General features: G+C 75.2%; 16 protein-coding genes. 2 read left to right on the top strand and 14 right to left on the bottom strand.

Annotated elements, in window-relative coordinates; all coding sequences use genetic code 11:
* Nucleotides 1-191: 191 nt before the first annotated feature.
* Complete coding sequence (locus BUE37_RS06375; protein ID WP_217651136.1) at nucleotides 192-2315, top strand: cation:proton antiporter domain-containing protein; 2124 nt, start codon at nucleotides 192-194, stop codon at nucleotides 2313-2315.
* A 385-nt stretch (nucleotides 2316-2700) separates the two neighbouring features.
* On the opposite strand, the gene BUE37_RS06370 is transcribed toward BUE37_RS06375, so the two are convergent.
* From BUE37_RS06370 to BUE37_RS06360, 3 genes are read right to left on the bottom strand one after another with little or no spacing between them, the layout of a single operon-like run.
* Nucleotides 2701-4251: an FHA domain-containing protein gene (locus BUE37_RS06370; RefSeq protein ID WP_073419197.1), complete on the bottom strand. Its 1551-nt coding sequence runs from the start codon at nucleotides 4249-4251 to the stop codon at nucleotides 2701-2703.
* The gene (locus BUE37_RS06365) at nucleotides 4251-4682 is read right to left on the bottom strand and encodes a hypothetical protein (protein ID WP_073419196.1); all 432 of its coding nucleotides are present in this window, start codon (nucleotides 4680-4682) and stop codon (nucleotides 4251-4253) included. Before BUE37_RS06365 ends, BUE37_RS06370 begins: the two co-directional genes overlap by 1 nt.
* A 42-nt stretch (nucleotides 4683-4724) precedes the next feature.
* On the bottom strand, nucleotides 4725-6272 hold the full coding sequence (locus tag BUE37_RS06360) for an FAD/NAD(P)-binding protein (RefSeq protein ID WP_073419195.1): 1548 nt from the start codon (nucleotides 6270-6272) through the stop codon (nucleotides 4725-4727).
* Nucleotides 6273-6476: 204 nt separating this feature from the next.
* On the opposite strand from BUE37_RS06360, the gene BUE37_RS06355 reads away from it, so the two are divergent.
* Nucleotides 6477-8117 (top strand): serine/threonine-protein kinase, encoded by a 1641-nt coding sequence (locus BUE37_RS06355; protein WP_073419194.1) that lies wholly within the window; start codon nucleotides 6477-6479, stop codon nucleotides 8115-8117.
* A gap of 13 nt (nucleotides 8118-8130) precedes the next feature.
* Here BUE37_RS06355 and BUE37_RS06350 read toward each other — a convergent pair whose 3' ends face one another.
* The 11 genes from BUE37_RS06350 to dnaJ all read right to left on the bottom strand — a co-directional run bounded on the left by BUE37_RS06350 (nucleotide 8131) and on the right by dnaJ (nucleotide 17429).
* A complete protein-coding gene (locus tag BUE37_RS06350) occupies nucleotides 8131-8895 on the bottom strand; it encodes an isoprenyl transferase (RefSeq protein ID WP_073419193.1) in 765 nt (254 codons plus the stop codon).
* Complete coding sequence (gene recO / locus BUE37_RS06345; RefSeq protein ID WP_073419192.1) at nucleotides 8885-9673, bottom strand: DNA repair protein RecO; 789 nt, start codon at nucleotides 9671-9673, stop codon at nucleotides 8885-8887. The genes BUE37_RS06350 and recO overlap by 11 nt, the downstream gene beginning before the upstream one ends.
* A gap of 1 nt (nucleotide 9674) precedes the next feature.
* Nucleotides 9675-10589, bottom strand: a complete 915-nt coding sequence (era, locus tag BUE37_RS06340) for a GTPase Era (protein WP_073419191.1) — start codon at nucleotides 10587-10589, stop codon at nucleotides 9675-9677.
* Nucleotides 10590-10638: 49 nt separating this feature from the next.
* Nucleotides 10639-10971: a cytidine deaminase gene (locus BUE37_RS06335; protein ID WP_073419190.1), complete on the bottom strand. Its 333-nt coding sequence runs from the start codon at nucleotides 10969-10971 to the stop codon at nucleotides 10639-10641.
* A 98-nt stretch (nucleotides 10972-11069) separates the two neighbouring features.
* Nucleotides 11070-12401 (bottom strand): hemolysin family protein, encoded by a 1332-nt coding sequence (locus BUE37_RS06330; protein WP_073419189.1) that lies wholly within the window; start codon nucleotides 12399-12401, stop codon nucleotides 11070-11072.
* Nucleotides 12398-12901, bottom strand: coding sequence for an rRNA maturation RNase YbeY (ybeY, locus tag BUE37_RS06325; protein WP_073419188.1), 504 nt, complete (start codon nucleotides 12899-12901; stop codon nucleotides 12398-12400). Before ybeY ends, BUE37_RS06330 begins: the two co-directional genes overlap by 4 nt.
* A 5-nt stretch (nucleotides 12902-12906) precedes the next feature.
* Nucleotides 12907-14037 carry a PhoH family protein gene (locus BUE37_RS06320; protein ID WP_245794331.1) on the bottom strand — a complete coding sequence of 377 codons (1131 nt, stop codon included), beginning with the start codon at nucleotides 14035-14037 and terminating at the stop codon, nucleotides 12907-12909.
* Between the two features lie 89 nt (nucleotides 14038-14126).
* Nucleotides 14127-14951, bottom strand: coding sequence for an enoyl-CoA hydratase/isomerase family protein (locus BUE37_RS06315; protein WP_073419187.1), 825 nt, complete (start codon nucleotides 14949-14951; stop codon nucleotides 14127-14129).
* Nucleotides 14952-14994: 43 nt separating this feature from the next.
* On the bottom strand, nucleotides 14995-15354 hold the full coding sequence (locus tag BUE37_RS06310; protein ID WP_073419186.1) for a histidine triad nucleotide-binding protein: 360 nt from the start codon (nucleotides 15352-15354) through the stop codon (nucleotides 14995-14997).
* 174 nt (nucleotides 15355-15528) lie between these two features.
* Nucleotides 15529-16296, bottom strand: a complete 768-nt coding sequence (locus tag BUE37_RS06305; protein WP_083628344.1) for a 16S rRNA (uracil(1498)-N(3))-methyltransferase — start codon at nucleotides 16294-16296, stop codon at nucleotides 15529-15531.
* Nucleotides 16293-17429 (bottom strand): molecular chaperone DnaJ, encoded by a 1137-nt coding sequence (gene dnaJ / locus BUE37_RS06300; protein ID WP_073419185.1) that lies wholly within the window; start codon nucleotides 17427-17429, stop codon nucleotides 16293-16295. The genes BUE37_RS06305 and dnaJ overlap by 4 nt, the downstream gene beginning before the upstream one ends.
* Between the last annotated feature and the right edge of the window lie 15 nt (nucleotides 17430-17444).

The raw sequence follows: 17444 nt of genomic DNA, 5'->3' as shown, positions 1-17444 counted from the left end.
GCGGCAGCGCGACAGTGTGCCCCGCCGCCCGCCGTCCGGGAACCCCGATCGGCCCCGTCGGACGCCGCGCACGGAGGGGTCCCGCGTGGCGCGGAGCGCCGATACAGTCCGCGCCCGGTGCGGTGCCGTGACCGGCACGCACCCCATCCCCCGCGCTGTCCCGCGCGGCTCGCGACGACCCCGGAGACCCAGTGGAAGCGCACTCCGTCGCGGAGATCACGGCCTACGTGTTCCTCGACCTCGCCGTGATCATCGTGATCGCCCGCCTCATGGGACGGCTGGCGGTGATGCTCGGCCAGCCCGCGGTCATGGGCGAGATCGTGGCCGGCATCCTGCTCGGCCCGACGCTGCTCGGCGCCCTCCCGGGCGACCTGGACACCGCGCTCTTCCCGCCCGACGTGCGCCCGTTCCTCAACGTGCTGGCGCAGCTGGGCCTGGTGCTGTTCATGTTCCTGGTCGGCCTCGAGGTCGACCTGTCGTTCATCCGCGGCCGCGAGCGCATCGCCGTCTCGGTGTCGGTCGCCTCGATCGTCCTGCCGTTCGCGCTCGGCGTGCTGCTGGCCACCTACCTGCACGAGGCGCACGACGTCTTCACCGCCGACGACGGCGCCACGTCGACGATCTCCTTCGTCGGCTTCGCGCTGTTCATGGGCGTGGCCATGTCGATCACGGCGTTCCCGGTCCTGGCCCGGATCCTCGCCGAGCGGCAGATGCACCGGATCCCCACGGGCGTGCTGGCGCTCGCGTGCGCCGCCGTCGACGACGTCCTGGCCTGGGCGCTGCTGGCGGTCGTCGTCGCGGTCGTGTCGGCCGGGTCCTTCAGCGGGGTGCTGCTGATCCTGCTCTGGTCGGTCGTCTTCGCGCTGGTGATGTTCCTGGTCGTCAAGCCGCTGCTCAAGCAGCTGGTCACCCGGTACGAGCGCCTGGGCCGGCTGACGCCGGAGATGCTGGCCCTCGTGCTCGTCGGCATCCTCGGCAGCGCCTGGGTGACCGAGGAGATCGGCATCCACTTCATCTTCGGCGCCTTCGTGTTCGGCGTCGTCATGCCGCGTCAGGGCGCCGGCGCGCTGAACCACGAGATCATCGACCGGCTCGAGCAGGTGAGCGTCCTGCTGCTCCTGCCCGTCTTCTTCGTGGTCACCGGCCTCAACGTCGACGTCGGCGCGATCGACCTGACCGGCGTCGGCGAGCTCGGGCTGATCCTGCTCGTGGCGATCTCCGGCAAGTTCGTCGGCGCGTTCACCGCCGCCCGCGCGCAGCGGGTGCCCCGCCGGCAGGCCACGGCGCTCGGCGTCCTCATGAACACCCGCGGACTGACCGAGCTGGTCATCCTGAACCTGGGCCGCGAGAACGGCGTGCTCGACGACACCATGTTCACGCTGATGGTGATCATGGCGATCGTCACCACGGTGATGACCTCGCCGCTGCTCAACCTCGTCTACCCGAAGCGGGTCCTCGCCCGGGACATCGCCGCGGCCGAGCGCGCCGCCATGGGGCTGACCGACGCCTACACGGTGGTGGTCGTCGTCGACGACCCGGTGCGCGACGCCGGGCTGGTCGACCTCGCCTGCGACCTGGCCGGCCGGGAGCGTCCGGCGCAGGTGGTGCTCACCCGGGTGGTGCGTCGCTCCCGACCCAAGCCGGAGGTCTCCAGCGGCCTGGGGGCCGACCTCGCGCTCATGGCGACCGTGGCCGGCGAGCTCCGGGCGCTGGCCCGGCGGGTGGAGGAGCGGGGCATGCAGGCCTCGGTGGCCTCCCGCTTCAGCGAGGACCCCTGGGCGGAGGTCACCGACCTCGCCGGCAGCAGCGAGGCCGACGTCGTCCTCGTGCGCAGCGGCTGGGGCATCGCCGAGGGCGCCCTCGCCGACGGGCAGGCGGGCACCCCGTGGCCGGCGTCCCTGCACGGGTCGGTGGTCACGGTGTCCGGCGAGCTCGGCGAGCCGGGCCTGGCCCCGCGCGGCGCGGTGGCGGTCGTGCAGGACGGCGGCGCCGACGGCCGGGCCGCGCTCCGGCTGGCCGCGCACGCGGCGCTCGGCCGGTCGGCGCCGCTGCAGCTGCGCGCCGGTGAGGGCCGCCGCGGGCTGCGCCGCGGGGTGGCCGACTCGCTGCGCAAGGCGGGGGTGACCGTCGAGCCGGAGAGCACGGCGCTGCCCTCCCTGCTGGTCGCCCCGGCGGATGCCGGCACGGTGCCGCCCGCCGACGACCTGACGCCGATCCTGCTGGTGCACGCCGGCACGGCCGACGCCGACCGCGACATGGACGAGACGCTGGCCGGGATCGCCGCCGGCAGTGCGGCCCGGCCCGGGACCGTCTGAGCGCCGGTCCTCCCCGTGGTGGAGCCCGCGTCCCGTGCGAGGGGACGCGGGCTCCGTCGTCTCCGGGCACCTCTCCCCCGCGGCGGCTCGTGCTCTGCCCCGCCTCCGTGGGCAGGGCACGAGCCCGTCCGGGGCACGCCCTCGTGCTCTGCCCCGCCGTGGTGGGCAGAGCACGACCCAGCTCCGGAGGTCAGGTGCCTCCTCCCGGCGGGTCGTGCTCTGCACGCCCCCGCGTGCAGAGCACGACGGTGCGCCGGAGGGGCTGCGGTCGGGGGGCGGTCGGAGGGGACGCGGCCGGACGGGACGGGGACCTCCGGGGACGCGACGGCGCCCGCCTCCCCGGAGGGAGACGGGCGCCGGAGGTGCCGGAGGCGGTGCCCCGCGGTCAGAAGCCGCCGTGCGGGGACTCGAACGCGAACTGGCGGCCACCCATCCGCACGGCCATGCCGGGGGTGAGCCGCACCGGCTGGTGCGGCACCAGCGACGACCAGCCCGGCGCCCCGCGCGGGGCGACCAGGGTGCCGTTGGCCGAGCCGGTGTCGAGCAGCAGCACGTCCCAGCCCTCGAGCCGGATCTCCGCGTGGTGCCGGCTGACCCCGCCGGTGTGGTCGACGACGAGCAGCGGCCGCAGCAGCCCGGACGCCACCCGCTCGTCGGTCTCGGGCTCCCGGCCGAGCAGGTAGTCCATGTCCAGGCTGACGGTGGCGCCGTCGTCGAAGACCAGCAGCCCGAGCGGCGGGCGCACGCCCTCGATCAGGACGGCGGTCTGCTGCGTGGTGCGGATGCCGCAGAGCGCGCAGAAACCGGCGCGGGGGTCGTTGAGGTGCCCGTTCTTGCAGAGGATCCCCTTGACCGTGGCGCGGCCGTCGTCGGGCTCCTCCGCGCCGGCCGAGGCGGGCTCCGCGCCCGGCGTCGGCAGCGGCTCGCGGGGAGGCTCCGCCTCGGCGGGCCCGCCGAACAGCAGCGTCGACTTCTTCGGTGCCGGCAGCTCCACGACCGGCGCCGGCGGCTCGGCGGCGACCGGGGCGGCGTGCCCGTGGTCGTGACCGGCATGGTCGTGACCGGCATGGTCGTGACCGGCATGGTCGTGACCGGCGTGGTCGTGGTCCGCGTGCGCGGGTGCGGGACCGGCGGCGGGCTCCTCCGCGGGCGGCGGAGGCGGCGGCGGCGTCGAGCCCGCCGGGGTGCGCGCCGGCCGCGGCGGGACGAGCGGCAGGCCCGGCTTCGCGGCGTGCGGCGCGGGCAGGCGCACCATCGTCGTGCCCGACGGCGGCGGCGCGGGGGCCGCCGACGGGGCGGGCGCGGGCGAGAGCACCGCGGCCGCGCCCGGGACCGCGCCGGCCTCGAGGTCGGCCAGCGGGTGCGGCGCGGAGTCGGCCGGCGACCCGGCCGACAGGTGCAGCGCCGCGGGCGGCCAGGTGACGAAGCGGTCGAGCACGAGGGTGCCGTTGTCGAGCTTCTCCCCCTGCGCCGGCGTCAGCCGCAGGCCCAGGTCGGGCACCTCGGCGGTGCCGCCGCCGGCCAGCACGAGCGCCAGCCCGTCCTCGGTCGCGGCGGCCACGGCGAACGACGGCGGCTCGGCGACCGTGCCGAGCCAGCTGCGCAGCTCCTCGTGCAGCCGGGTGCCGGGAGCCCGGCTGCCGGCCGCCGAGACGCGGCGGCACAGCTGCACGAGCTCCCCGACGACGGCGTCTCCGGCCGGGGCGGCCGCCGGCGGCGCCGGGACGGGCGCCGGTCCCCAGCCGACCAACGCCGGCCGGGCGGGCGCCGGGGCGGCACCGGCCGGCCGGGGGGTCACGCCGACGACGAGCAGCACACCGGGGACCCGGACGACGAGGTCGGGGCCGGGGGCGACCCGGACGGCGACCTGGTCGAAGGGCGGCACCGTGGCAGGCGCCCCGCTGGTGCCGGTGAGCGGTGGGGTCGGAGCCGACATCAGATGAGCCTCCCACCGTTGATCCGCCAGTGGATGAAGGGGACGCGCATCGGGCCGTTGGCCACCAGCCACACGATCAGCCAGGTGCTGGCGAAGTGGATGACGAACGCGGCGCCGGGCAGCGAGCCGATCCAGGTGACCCCGCCGGCGAAGAGGAACCACACCAGCAGGCCCTCGGGGATGCCGGTGAGCAGGCCGAACAGGGTCGGCCAGTCCTTCTCCCACCGGAACTGCTGGATGCCGTGGTAGACGAACTCCCACAGCACGCCGAGCACGAGGGTGACCACCAGGACGGAGAAGGTGGCGCCGTAGGACGCGGCGAGCGTCGTCCCGGTCGGCAGGACGGGGGTGATGAGCAGGGTCCAGATCGAACCGACCACGGCCAGCAGGAAGACCCTGGTCTGGATGCGGCCGTTCAGGGTGGGCAGCACGGTTGTCTCTCTCGGTCGTCGCGGGTGTCGGGGTCGGGCCGGTCAGATCTGCTTGTTGCGGACCCACTTCCACCACTGGCTGGTCGACCGGCCGGGGCCGAGCTTCTGCGCGAAGCCCGCCCGGATGAGGTCGTCGGCGATCTCCTGGGCGGCGATCTGCAGGCCGAAGAAGGTGTCGACGCCGGGGAACGGGCCGCCCAGGGTGGCGCTGCCGGAGGCGTACATCTTGCCGCCGTTGCGGGTGCCGGTGACCTCGAAGTCGCGCTGCACGTCGAGCCGGCCGACCGGGTTGCGCTGTGCGTTGGAGTGGTCGAGCAGGTCGGCCAGCAGCCGGTGCTCGCGGATGTCGGCCTCGAGGCCGGTGCAGTCGATGACGGCGTCGAAGGTGCCCACGTGGCGGCCCTGGTCGGGCGTGGTGACGGTGACCTCGACCAGGTCGCCGACGGGCTCCATCTCGTCGATCTTGCCGATCATGACCCGGTACCAGCCCTCGGCGCGCCCGCGCCGCAGCTGCTCCTGCCAGTCCCGCCGGACGGGCGTGTTGGTGCCGCCCATCTCCTCGTACAGGCGCTTGCGCTCGGCGCCCTCGCTGTTGCGGACCTGCTGCTTGAGCTGCCCGCCCCACACCGACTTCGGGTAGTTGAAGCCCTGGTAGGCCCAGCCGTCGGCGCCCTTGCGGCGCTTGAGGATGCCGGTGCCGTGCGGCTTGTCCACGTAGGTGCGGAACAGGTGGACGATCTGGGTCTGCAGGCCGCGGGCGTCGCGGTCGTCGATGAGCCGCTGCAGCACGCGCGAGGCGACGATGCCGCCGCCGCGGATGAGGATCGTGCCGGGGCGCTGGTGCAGCCGCTCGTACACGTGCTCGTGCCGCTCGTAGGCGTTGACCACCTTCGAGTAGTCGTTGTGCTCGGTGCGGTAGCGCTGCAGGTCGGGGAGGAACTTCAGGCCCGGGTAGCCGACGGCGATGTGCACCCACTGGCTGCGGTAGGCGATCCGGCGGGTCGGCGTCGCGCCCTCCGGCGGGGTGAGGATGGTGAAGTACCCGCCGCCCGCGCGGCGCCGGACCATCCGGACCTGGCCGTGCACGACCATCTCCGGGTACCGGATCCGGTGCATCTCCTTCTCCATCGACTCGAACGCGTGGCCGGCCTTCGGCGTGTAGTAGTTCGCGAAGATCGGCTCGACCAGCACGTTCCAGGCCTGCTTGACGTTGCCCTGCAGCGCCTCGCGGATGGCATAGCTCGGGAAGCCCCAGATGTTGTCGGGGCACGACGAGGAGTCCGACCGCAGCCGCTCCCCGCGGGGGATCTGCGACACCGTCGTCAGGTACTCGTAGCTCTCCCACGGGGTGCGCAGCGGGGTGAGCACCCGCATCGCGCTCGTGGGGACGCCGCAGATGCGCAGGTAGTCGACGGTGACGAAGGAGCCGATGCCGCCGCCGACGGTCACGAACGGGACGTCGACGATCGGGATGCCGGCCTCGGCCAGCATCTGGTCGGTCCAGACGTCGGTGGCGACGAGGGCGTCGGTGAGGTCGCCCGGCTGCGCCGGGGCGGGGGCGTGCTGGGGGGAGATGGTGCGCTCGCTCACGGGGGGTTCTTCCGTCCTCTGTGGGGAGCCGCCACTGTCGGGGCGACCTCGCGGGACTGTCAACGGATTCCGGCGCGGGTCCTGCGACCTGTCGCCGCAGGTCCCGGCGGCGTCCGCGGCGGTCCCGCGCAGGCACCCGCCGCCTACACTCCGCGACGTCCGTCGTGGCCGGCCCGGGGCCCGCCACCGCCGCGGGAGGCCAGGGTGGAACAGCGCCAGTTCGGTCCCTACCGGCTCGAGGAGCTCATCGGCCGGGGTGGCATGGGCGAGGTCTACCGGGCCTTCGACACCGAGCACCAGCGGACCGTGGCGCTCAAGGTGCTCACCGAGAGCCTGGCCGCCGACCGCGCCTACCGCGAGCGCTTCCGCCGCGAGGCGCACGCCGCGGCCCGGCTGTCCGAGCCGCACGTGGTGCCCATCCACCGGTACGGCGAGTTCGACGGGCGGCTGTTCCTCGACATGCGCCTGGTCCGCGGCCGCGACCTCGCCACCGTGCTCACCGAGGAGGGCCCGCTCGCGCCGGCCCGCGCCGTGTCCGTCGTCGGGCAGGTGGCGCACGCGCTCGACGCCGCGCACGCCGAGGGCCTGGTGCACCGCGACGTGAAGCCGAGCAACGTGCTCGTGTGCTCCACCTCCGGCGAGCCGGCCGAGGACGACGACGAGTTCGTCTACCTCGTCGACTTCGGCATCGCCCGCTCCGTCGGCACCGACGGCGGCACCACCGTGCTCACGCAAGCGGGCTCGGCGGTCGGGTCCTTCGACTACATGGCGCCCGAGCGCTTCCTCGAGCGGCCGGCCGACGCCCGCGCCGACGTCTACTCCCTGGCGTGCGTGCTGTTCGAGGCGCTGACCGGGCGCCGCCCGCACCTGGCCCGCGACCTCGCGCCGCTGATGTGGGCGCACCTCAACGACACCCCGCCGCCGGTGTCGCGCCTGCGGCCGGGGCTGCCGGCGGGGCTGGACGACGTCGTCGCCCGCGGGCTGGCCAAGGACCCCGACGACCGCTGGCGCTCCGCCGGCGCGATGGCCTCCGCCGCCCGGCGCGCGCTGGCCGCCCCGGCGCCCGCGCCCGCCGCCGTCCCCGCCGCCGTCCCGCGGGCCGGCACCGCGCCGCTCCCACCGTCCGCGCCGCGGCCCGTCCCGCCGTCCGGGTCGGCGTCCGTGCCGCCGTCCGGGCAGCCGCCCGTGCCGCCCGCCCCGCGGCCGCTCCCCCTCGCCGGCCCGGCACCCGTCCCCTCCCCCACCCCCGCCCGGCGCCGGCGTCCGGTGCTGCCGGCGCTGCTGCTCACGGCGGCGGCGCTGCTGGCCGCGGCGGTGCTCGTCGTCGCCCTGGTCGCCGGGTCGGGCGGCGCGGCCGGGGCGGACCCGCCGGAGCGCCCGACCGCCGGACCGCAGCACGACGCGCTGCTGGCGATCGTGCCCGCCGACTTCGACCCGTCCTCCTGCCGGCCGGCGCCGTCGGCCGGTGACGGCGACGTGGCCGCGGTCGACTGCGGGCGGTCGGCCAGCGAGACCGGCCCGCGCACCGCCCGGTTCTTCCTCTACCCCGACGGCGCGACCGCCGACGAGGTCTTCACCGCCGACGTCACCGGCCTCGGGCTGCCGGCGCTGGAGAACGGCGCGAGCTGCCCGGCGTCGCAGGGCCACCAGGACTGGACCGTCGACGACGTCGTCATGGGGCAGGTGGCCTGCTACGTCGACGAGACCAACACCGCGGTGCTCATCTGGACCGAGACCGACGACGCCACCGAGGCGGTGGTGACCGTCCGCAACGGCGGCACGGCGGGCCTGGCCATGCTGGTCGAGTGGTGGAACGAGGCCGACCTGTCGGGCTTCGGGGCCTGAGCCGGTCGCCCGCTCAGGCCTTGCCGAACCGCCGCTGGCGGGAGGCGTACTCCTCGCACGCCGCCCAGAGGTGCCGGCGGTCGAAGTCGGGCCAGAGCGTGTCGAGGAAGACGAACTCCGCGTAGGCCGACTGCCACAGCAGGAAGTTGCTGGTGCGGTTCTCCCCCGAGCTGCGCACGAACAGGTCGACGTCGGCCATGTCCGGCTCGTCGAGGAAGCGGGCGACGGTGTCCTCGTCGACCTTGCCCGGGTCGAGCCGGCCGGCGGCCACCTCGCGGGCGATCGCGGCGGCGGCGTCGGCGATCTCGGCCCGGCCGCCGTAGTTCACGCACATGGTGAGGGTGAGGACGTCGTTGTCGCGGGTGAGCTCCTCGGCGACCTCGAGCTCCTTGATGACGCTGCGCCACAGCCGCGGGCGGCGGCCGGCCCAGCGCACCCGCACACCCAGCTCGTGCATCTCGTCGCGGCGGCGGCGGATGACGTCGCGGTTGAAGCCCATGAGGAAGCGGACCTCCTCGGGGCTGCGCCGCCAGTTCTCCGTGGAGAACGCGTAGGCGCTGATCGCCTTCACGCCGAGTTCGATGGCGCCCTCGACGCAGTCGAACAGCGAGGACTCCCCCGCCTCGTGGCCGGCCGTGCGGGGCAGGCCGCGCTCCTTGGCCCACCGGCCGTTGCCGTCCATGACGATCGCGACGTGGCCGGGCACCCGGTCGGCGGGGATCGCCGGCGGGCGGACGCCGGAGGGGTGCGGGTTCGGTGCCTTCACCTCACGCCTCACGGAGCAGGTCCACCTCCCGCCGCGGGGCGACGTCGGAGCGGTCGACGAGCGGCAGGGAGCGCAGCCCGCGCTCGAGGTGCCACTGCAGCAGCGCGGCGACCAGGCCGCTGCCCTCGCGGCACTGGGCCCGCTCGCTGGCCTCGGCCGTCTCCCAGTCGCCGGACAGCAGGGCCTCCAGGTGCTCGATGGTGACCGGGTTGGGCATCGCCGACCCGGTCGGGCGGCACTCGCGGCAGACCGAGCCGCCGGCGGGGACGGAGAAGTGCCGGTGCGGGCCCTCGACGCCGCAGCGCGCGCAGTCGCCGAGCGCGGGCTCCCAGCCGGCCACCGACATCGCGCGGAGCAGGAACGCGTCGAGCACGAGGCCCGCCGGGCGGGTGCGCTCCGACAGCGTCCGCAGCGCCCCGACGACGAGCAGGAACATCCGCAGCGAGGGCTCCTTCTCCTCCGCGGTGAGCCGGTCGGCGGTCTCCAGCACGGCGGTGCCGGCGGTGTAGGCCGGGTAGTCGCCGACGATCGCCGGGCCGTAGGAGCGGATCGACTCCGCCTGGCTGACGATGTCGAGGGTGCGGCCGGTGTAGAGCTGCAGGTCGACGTGGCTGAACGGCTCGAGCCGGGCCCCGAACTTGCTCTTGGTGCGGCGCACGCCCTTGGCCACCGCGCGCACCTTGCCGGTGCGGCGGGTGAGGACCGTGACGATCCGGTCGGCCTCGCCCAGCTTCTGGGTGCGCAGGACGATCCCCTCGTCGCGGTACAGCGACTTCGGCGTCGTGCTCACGTCAGTACCCGAGCCTGTTCAGCTTCTTCGGGTCGTCCTGCCACTCGCCGAGCACGGTGACGTGCAGGTCGAGGTGGACGCGCGCGCCGAGCAGCTGCTCCAGGCCCGCGCGGGCCTCGGTGCCGATCGCCTTGATGACCGACCCGCCCTTGCCGAGCAGCATCGGCTTCTGGCTGGGCCGCTCGCAGTGCAGCAGCGCGTGCACCTCGACGAGCTCCGAGCCCTCCCGCTTGGGGTCGGGCCGGCGGTTCAGCTCCTCGACGGTGACGGCCAGGGAGTGCGGCACCTCCTGGAACACCTTCTCCAGCGCCGCCTCGCGGATGAGCTCGGCGATCTGGCGGTCGGTGTCCTCGTCGGTGACCTGCTCCTCGGGGTACAGCGGCGGGCCCTCGGGCAGCAGGCCGACCAGCAGGTCCTCCAGCAGCTCGACCTGGTCCCCCTCCACCGCGCTCACCGGCACGACCTCGGCGGCCTCGACCAGCTGGCTGGCCGCCACGAGCTGCTCGGCGACCTGCTTCTTCGAGGCGGCGTCGGTCTTGGTCACCACGACGACGACCGGCGCCTTCACCTCCCGCAGCTGGCGGGCGATGAACCGGTCACCGGTGCCCACCGGCTGGTCGGCGGGGATGCAGAACACCACGACGTCGACCTCGGACAGCGTGTCCCGGACGACGTCGTTGAGCCGGCGGCCGAGCAGGCTCTTGGGCTTGTGCAGGCCGGGGGTGTCGACCAGCACGAGCTGACCGGCGGGCCGGTGCACGACGCCGCGGATGGCGTGCCGGGTGGTCTGCGGGCGGTTGCTGACGATGCCGACCTTCTCGCCGACCATCGCGTTGGTCAGCGTGGTCTTGCCCGCGTTGGGACGGCCCACCAGACAGGCGAAGCCGCTGCGGTACGGCTGGTCCGGCGTGCTCACCGGCCCAGTCTCCCACTGCACACCGACACCCCGGCGGAGGCGCCGGCCCTCAGACCGTGGTGCGCAGCACCCCGTCGGGGCCGGCGAGGTGCACGGGCGCCGACGGCGTCAGGTCGTGCACGGCGGCCAGGCCGTCGGCCTCGACGGCGTCGGCGGCGGACACGACCGCCGCGGCCTCCAGGCCCTCGACGCCGCTGGACACCGCCGCGGCGACGGCGGCCTGCAGCGCGGACAGCCGCAGCGAGGGCAGCGCCACCGACGCGGCGACGTAGGTGCGCCCGTCGGTGTCGCGGACCGCGGCGCCCTCCGGCGCGCCGGTGCGGCCGCGCGCGGAGCGGGCGAGCGTGACGAGCTTGGCGTCCTCGGGCTGCAGGTCGGGCACCGGATGAGTGTCCTACCGGTGGATCCGGCCCTCGCGCAGGGGCCCGCCGCGAGCCTGCGAGCGGTGGGGGCGGGAGGGTCCTCCAGGAGCCTTCCACGTCAGCTCTCGGCGCCGGCCGGGACCTCCGCGCGGGTGGCCCCCGACTGGGCGTCGGGATCGGTGTCGGGCGCCTTCGTGACGACGATCGTGTCGATGCGGTTGCGCCGCCCGCCGGTGCTCTCCGCGACCAGCCGCAGCCCCGCCACCTCCGCCGACGAGCCCTCGATCGGCACCAGGCCGAGCTCGCGGGCGAGCAGGCCGCCGACGGTCTCGACGTCGTCGTCGGAGGGCAGCTCGACGTCGAACAGCTCGGCGAGGTCCTCGACCGGCAGGCGGGCGGTGATCCGCACCGAGCCGTCGTCGAGGCGCTCGACCGGCGGGCGCTGCACGGCGTCGTGCTCGTCGGCGATCTCGCCGACGATCTCCTCGAGGATGTCCTCGATGGTGACGAGACCCGCGAACCCGCCGTACTCGTCGACGACGACCGCGATGTGGGTGCGGCGGGCCTGCATGTCGCGCAGCAGCTCGTCGACCGGCTTGGACTCCGGCACGAACGCCGGCGGGCGCATGAGCTCCTCGACCCGCGGGCCGCGGCCGTCGCCGAGGTTCTGCGACCGGCGGACGAGGTCCTTCAGGTAGACGATCCCGACGACGTCGTCGACGTTCTCGCCGATCACCGGGATGCGGCTGAACCCGCTGCGCAGCGCCAGCGCCAGGGCCTGCCGGACGGTCTTGGTGCGCTCGATCCACACGACGTCGGTGCGCGGCACCATGACCTCGCGGGCGATGGTGTCGCCGAGCTCGAACACCGAGTGGATCATGTTGCGCTCGCCGGACTCCACGACGCCGCGCTCCTCGGCGAGGTCGACGAGCTCGCGCAGCTCGACCTCGGTGGAGAACGGGCCGTCGCGGTAGCCGCGGCCGGGCGTGATGGCGTTGCCGAGCAGGATGAGCAGCGTCGCGACCGGCCCGAGGAGGCGCACCAGCAGCCGCACGACGCCGGCGGTGGCCAGCGCGATCGGGTAGGCGTGCTGGCGGCCGAGCGTGCGCGGGCCGACGCCGACCAGCACGTAGCTGACGACCACCATGACGCCGGCCGCGGCGAGCACCGCCTGCCAGCCCGTGCCGAGGGCCCGCACGGACAGCACGGCGACGAGCACCGCCGCCACCATCTCGCAGGCGATCCGCAGCAGGAGCAGCAGCGCGACCGCGCGGGCGCGCTCGCCGAGCACCTGCTCCAGGCGCGGTGCCCGGCGGACGCCGTCGCGACGCAGCTCCTCCACGCGGGCCGGCGAGACCCGCTGGAGCGCGGCGTCCATGGCGCCGAAGGCACCCGCCAGCGGCACCAGGCAGACCGCGACCACCAGCAGGGTGACCGCGCCGGCGCTCATCGGGACCCGGGTCCCCGTTCCGCCGGCTCGCCGGTGACCGGCTGCCGCGGGGCCGAGCGCCAGCCCTCCAGGAGGCGGGTCTGCAGGCCGAACATCTCCCGCTCCTCCTCCGGCTCCATGTGGTCGTAGCCGAGCAGGTGCAGCACGCCGTGCGTGGCGAGCAGCAGCAGCTCGTCGTCCATGGAGTGACCGGCGGCGCGGGCCTGCCGGACGGCCACCGACGGGCACAGCACGACGTCGCCGAGCAGTGCCGGACCGGGCTCGGGGTCGTCCGGGCGGGCGGTGTCGAGCTCGTCCATGGGGAAGGCCAGGACGTCGGTCGGGCCCTTCTCCCCCATCCAGCGCTCGTGCAGCACCGACATGTAGTCGGGGTCGACGCACAGCACCGACAGCTCGGCCATCGGGTTGACGCCCATCTCGGCGAGCACGTACCGGCAGATCCCGGTCAGCTCCGCCTCGTCGACGGCGATCTCGGACTCGTTGGCCACCTCGACCGGCACGGCGCTCAGTTCCCCTGCCGGCGCGGCCGCGCGGGGCGGGCGGGCACGGCGGGACGGCCGGCGCCCTGCTGGTGGGCGGCATCCCAGCGCTCGTAGGCGTCGACGATGTCGCCGACCAGGCGGTGGCGGACGACGTCGGAGCTGGTCAGGTTGGCGAAGTGCACGTCCTCGACGCCGTCGAGGATCTCCCGCACCACCTTGAGGCCGCTCTGCGCGCCGCCGGGCAGGTCGACCTGCGTGACGTCACCGGTGACGACGATCTTCGAGCCGAAGCCGAGGCGGGTGAGAAACATCTTCATCTGCTCGGCGGTGGTGTTCTGCGCCTCGTCGAGGATGACGAACGCGTCGTTGAGCGTGCGCCCGCGCATGTAGGCCAGCGGGGCGACCTCGATCGTCCCGGACTGCATGAGCCGCGGGATCGACTCGGGGTCGACCATGTCGTGCAGCGCGTCGTACAGCGGCCGCAGGTAGGGGTCGATCTTCTCGCTGAGCGTGCCGGGCAGGTAGCCCAGCCGCTCGCCGGCCTCGACCGCGGGCCGGGTGAGGATAATCCGGTTGACCTGCTTGGTCTGCAGCGCCTGCACGGCCTTGGCCATCGCCAGGTACGTCTTGCCGGTACCGGCCGGGCCGATGCCGAAGACGATGGTGTGCTGGTCGATCGCGTCGACGTAGCGCTTCTGGTTCAGCGTCTTGGGCCGGATGGTGCGGCCCCGGCGGCTGATGATGTCGAGGCTCAGCACGTCGGCCGGGCGCTCGGAGCCGCCGCTCTTGAGCATGCCGATGACGCGGCGCACCGAGTCGGGGCGCAGCGCCTGCCCGGTGCCGAGCAGCGCGATCAGCTCGTCGAAGACGCGGACGGCGAAGGCGTTGTCGGCCGGCTGCCCGGTCACGGCGATCTCGTTGCCGCGGACGTGCACGTCGGCCTCGACCTCGCCCTCGACCAGCCGCAGCAGCTCGTCGCCGGAGCCGAGCAGGGCGACCATCGAGACGGAGTCCGGGACGGTGATCGTGGCGCGGACCGCGGTGGGGGCGGCGCTCGCGAGGGCGCTGGCGCTGTCGGCGGCGACGGCCTGCGCGGAGGCCTCACGGGACGTGGGCGCGCCCGGCACGGGGACGTTCGGGGAGGTGTCGGGCAAGAACCCTCGACCCTGCCTTCCTGGCACGGGGATGAGACCTTCCCGAGTCTACCCGCGCGCGTCGAGGGGGAATCCCGCCCGGACGGGCGTCACCGGCCCCGGTAGCCGGCCTTCCCGGGGCCCTCCTCGAGGAAGGAGACGACGGCGCCGCGCAGGTCGTCGGTGGCGAACAGCGGGCCGGAGACCTGCGGCGTCACGTCGTCGGCGGCGCGGACCCCGTGCCGGACGGCGGTGGCCACGAGCCTCTTGGTCGCCGCGTGCGCGGCGGTCGGGCCGGCGGCGACCCGGCGGGCGTACTCGCGGGCCGCCTCGGCGAAGCCCTCGTCGGGCAGCACCCGGTTGACCACGTCCCAGCGCTCGAGCACCGCGGCCGGGTAGCGCTCGCCGGTGAAGATCAACTCCTTGGCCCGCGCGGGTCCGGCGCGCTCGGCAAGCCGCTGCGGCCCGCCCATCGACGGCGTCAGCCCGACGACGATCTCGACCAGCCCGAACGACGCTCGCTCGGCGGCCAGCAGCACGTCGCAGGCCAGCGCCAGCTCGAACGCGGCGGTGAGGGTGAGCCCGTGCGCGGCGAACACCGTGGGCACCGGCAGGTCCTCGACCGTCTGCGCCACCCGCAGCAGCCGGGCCCACAGCGCGGCCCCCTCCCCGGCCGGGTCGGGGCCCTCGGCGATCGCCCGGAAGGCGGTGACGTCGACCCCGCCGGAGACGACCTTCCCGCGGGCCTCGACGAGCACCGCGCGGGCGCGGTCGGCGCGGCCGGGGGCGGTGAGCGCGGCCAGCTCGGCGGCCACCTGCTCCAGCGCGGCGAAGACCGACTCGTCGAACAGGTTCAGCGGCGGCCGGTCCAGCACGACGACGGCGACGTCGCCGTCGCGCTCGATCCGGACGGGGGCGACGGCGCTGTCGGTCATGGCGGCCACCCTGCCAGCCCGGGCGGGGACCCTCCCCGGCGGCTCAGCCCGGAGGCCAGCCCAGCGAGCGGCCGCCGAGGACGTGCAGGTGCAGGTGGTGGACGGTCTGCCCGGCCGCGGGGCCGGTGTTGGCCACCAGGCGGTAGCCGGGCTCGGGCCCGTCCTGCGTCGCGAGGCCCTCCTGGACGGCGACGGCGTGCGCGGCCGCCACGACCTCCGCCAGCAGCTGCGGGTCGGCGCCCACGAGCAGCCCCGCCGTCGCGTGGTGGTCCTTCGGGATGACCAGGACGTGCGTGGGGGCCTGCGGGTTGACGTCGCGGAACGCCAGCGTGCGGTCGGTCTCGTGCACGACGTCGGCGGGGATCTCCCCGGCCACGATCCGGCAGAAGAGGCAGTCGCTCACCTCCCCGACCCTAGGGGGCGGGGGCGGGCGCCGCGGGCCAGGATGGCCCGGTCAGCGCCCGGCGGGGCGGGCCCTGCGCTGAGCGCGTCCTCCCTCACCGCCGCGCCTCCTCCCTCACGTCCCACCACGAGGGAGGAGGCGCCACGATCAGGCGACCTGATCGTGGCGCGTCACTCATGCCCAGCGGGTGCGGACCGACAGGGCGGCGAGCGCGGCGGCGCCGGCGGTGGAGGTCCGCAGCACCTCGGGGCCGAGCCGCACGGCCTGGGCACCGGCGGCGCGCAGCGCCACGACCTCGCCGTCGGTGAGCCCGCCCTCGGGGCCGACGACGACCGCGATCGTGCCGCGGGAGGGCACGTCGATGCCGGACAGCGGCCGGCGGGCCTGCTCGTGCAGCACCAGGGCGAGGTCGACGTCGGCGAGCTCGCCGCACACCTGGCGGGTGGTCATCAGCTCACCCACCTCGGGCACCCGCGGCCGGCGCGACTGCTTGGCCGCCGCCCGCGCCGCCGCACGCCACTTCGCCAGGCCCTTGTCGACGCGGTCCTCGCGCCAGCGGGTGACGCAGCGGGCCGCGGCCCACGGGACGATCCGGTCCACGCCGAGCTCGGTGGCCAGCTCCACGGCCAGCTGCCCGCGGTCGCCCTTGGGCAGCGCCTGGACGAGCAGGAACTCCGGCTCGGGCGCGGGCACCTCGTGGCGGGCGGTCACCTGCACGCGCAGGCCGCGCGGGCCCGCGTCGAGGACCGCGCCCTCGACGACGGTGCCGCGGCCGTCGCCGACCCGCACCGGCTCCCCGGCGGCCAGCCGCAGGACGTCGACGGCGTGCCGGCCCTCGGCGCCGTCGACCAGGACCTCGGCCGCCTCGGGCAGCTCGTCGAGCAGGAACAGCGGCGAGCCGTCCTGCACCGGGCGCTGGTCGTCGGCGGCCGGGGCCGTCACCGGAAGGGCTTCCGGACGCGGGAGAACAGCCCGCCGTGGCCCTCGCCGGCCGGTTCCCGGCGGTCCTCCCCGCGCAGCGCGGCGAGCTCGCGCAGCAGCTTCTCCTGCTCGGCGTCGAGCTTGGTGGGGGTCTGCACGTCGACGTGCACCTGCAGGTTGCCCCGGCCGGTCGCGCGCAGCCGCGGCGCGCCCTTGCCGCGCAGCGTCGTCACGGTGCCCGCCTGCGTGCCGGGGCGGACGTCGACGTCGGTCTCCTCGCCGTCGAGCAGCGTCAGCGGCAGCGTGGTGCCCAGCGCCGCGGCCGTCATCGGCAGCGTGACGTGGCAGTGCAGGTCCTCCCCGTCGCGGGTGAAGACCTCGTGCGGGCGCTCGCGGATCTCGACGTACAGGTCGCCGGCCGGGCCGCCGCCGGGGCCGACCTCGCCGCGGCCGGTGAGCCGGATCCGCATGCCGTCCTCGACGCCGGCGGGCACCTTCACCGGGATGGTCCGGCGGGCGCGCACGCGGCCCTCGCTGCCGCACTCGGGGCACGGGTCGGGGATGACCTGGCCGGTGCCCGCGCAGGTCGGGCAGGGGCGGGTGGACACGACCTGGCCGAGGAAGGAGCGCTGCACGCTCTGCACCTCGCCGCGGCCGGAGCAGGTGGCGCAGGTGGTCGGGTGGGTGCCCGGGGCGGTGCCGGCGCCGCTGCAGGTGCCGCAGAGCACCGCGGTGTCGACGGTGATGTCCTCCGTGGTCCCGAAGACCGTCTGCTCCAGGTCGAGCTCGAGCACGATGAGCGCGTCGTCGCCGGCGCGGACCCGGCTGCGGGGGCCGCGGCCGCCCACCCCGCCGCCGAAGAACGCGTCCATGATGTCGCCGAGCCCGCCGAAGCCGGCCCCGCCGAACGGGGAGCCCGCGCCGGCGCCGGCGCTGCTGTCGAACGGGTCGCCGCCGAGGTCGACGATGCGGCGCTTGTCCGGGTCGGTCAGCGCCTGGTAGGCGCGGCTGACCTCCTGGAAGCGCTCCTTGGCCTCGGGGTCCGGGTTGACGTCGGGGTGCAGGTCGCGCGCCAGCCGCCGGTAGGCCTTCTTGATGTCGGCGTCGGACGCGCCCCGGGCGAGCCCCAGGACGCCGTAGTAGTCGGTTGCCATCAGGTGTTCGAGTCC

This window comes from Geodermatophilus nigrescens (genome assembly GCF_900129495.1).
Classification (GTDB): Bacteria; Actinomycetota; Actinomycetes; order Mycobacteriales; family Geodermatophilaceae; genus Geodermatophilus; species Geodermatophilus nigrescens.
This window is presented reverse-complemented; position numbering and strand designations above follow the sequence as displayed.

Coding starts and splice junctions, on each gene's coding strand:
- BUE37_RS06370 (WP_073419197.1), bottom strand. CDS start 4,251: ATGTCGGCTCCGACCCCACCGCTCACCGGCACCAGCGGGGCGCCTGCC.
- BUE37_RS06330 (WP_073419189.1), bottom strand. CDS start 12,401: ATGAGCGCCGGCGCGGTCACCCTGCTGGTGGTCGCGGTCTGCCTGGTG.
- BUE37_RS06315 (WP_073419187.1), bottom strand. CDS start 14,951: ATGACCGACAGCGCCGTCGCCCCCGTCCGGATCGAGCGCGACGGCGAC.
- dnaJ (WP_073419185.1), bottom strand. CDS start 17,429: ATGGCAACCGACTACTACGGCGTCCTGGGGCTCGCCCGGGGCGCGTCC.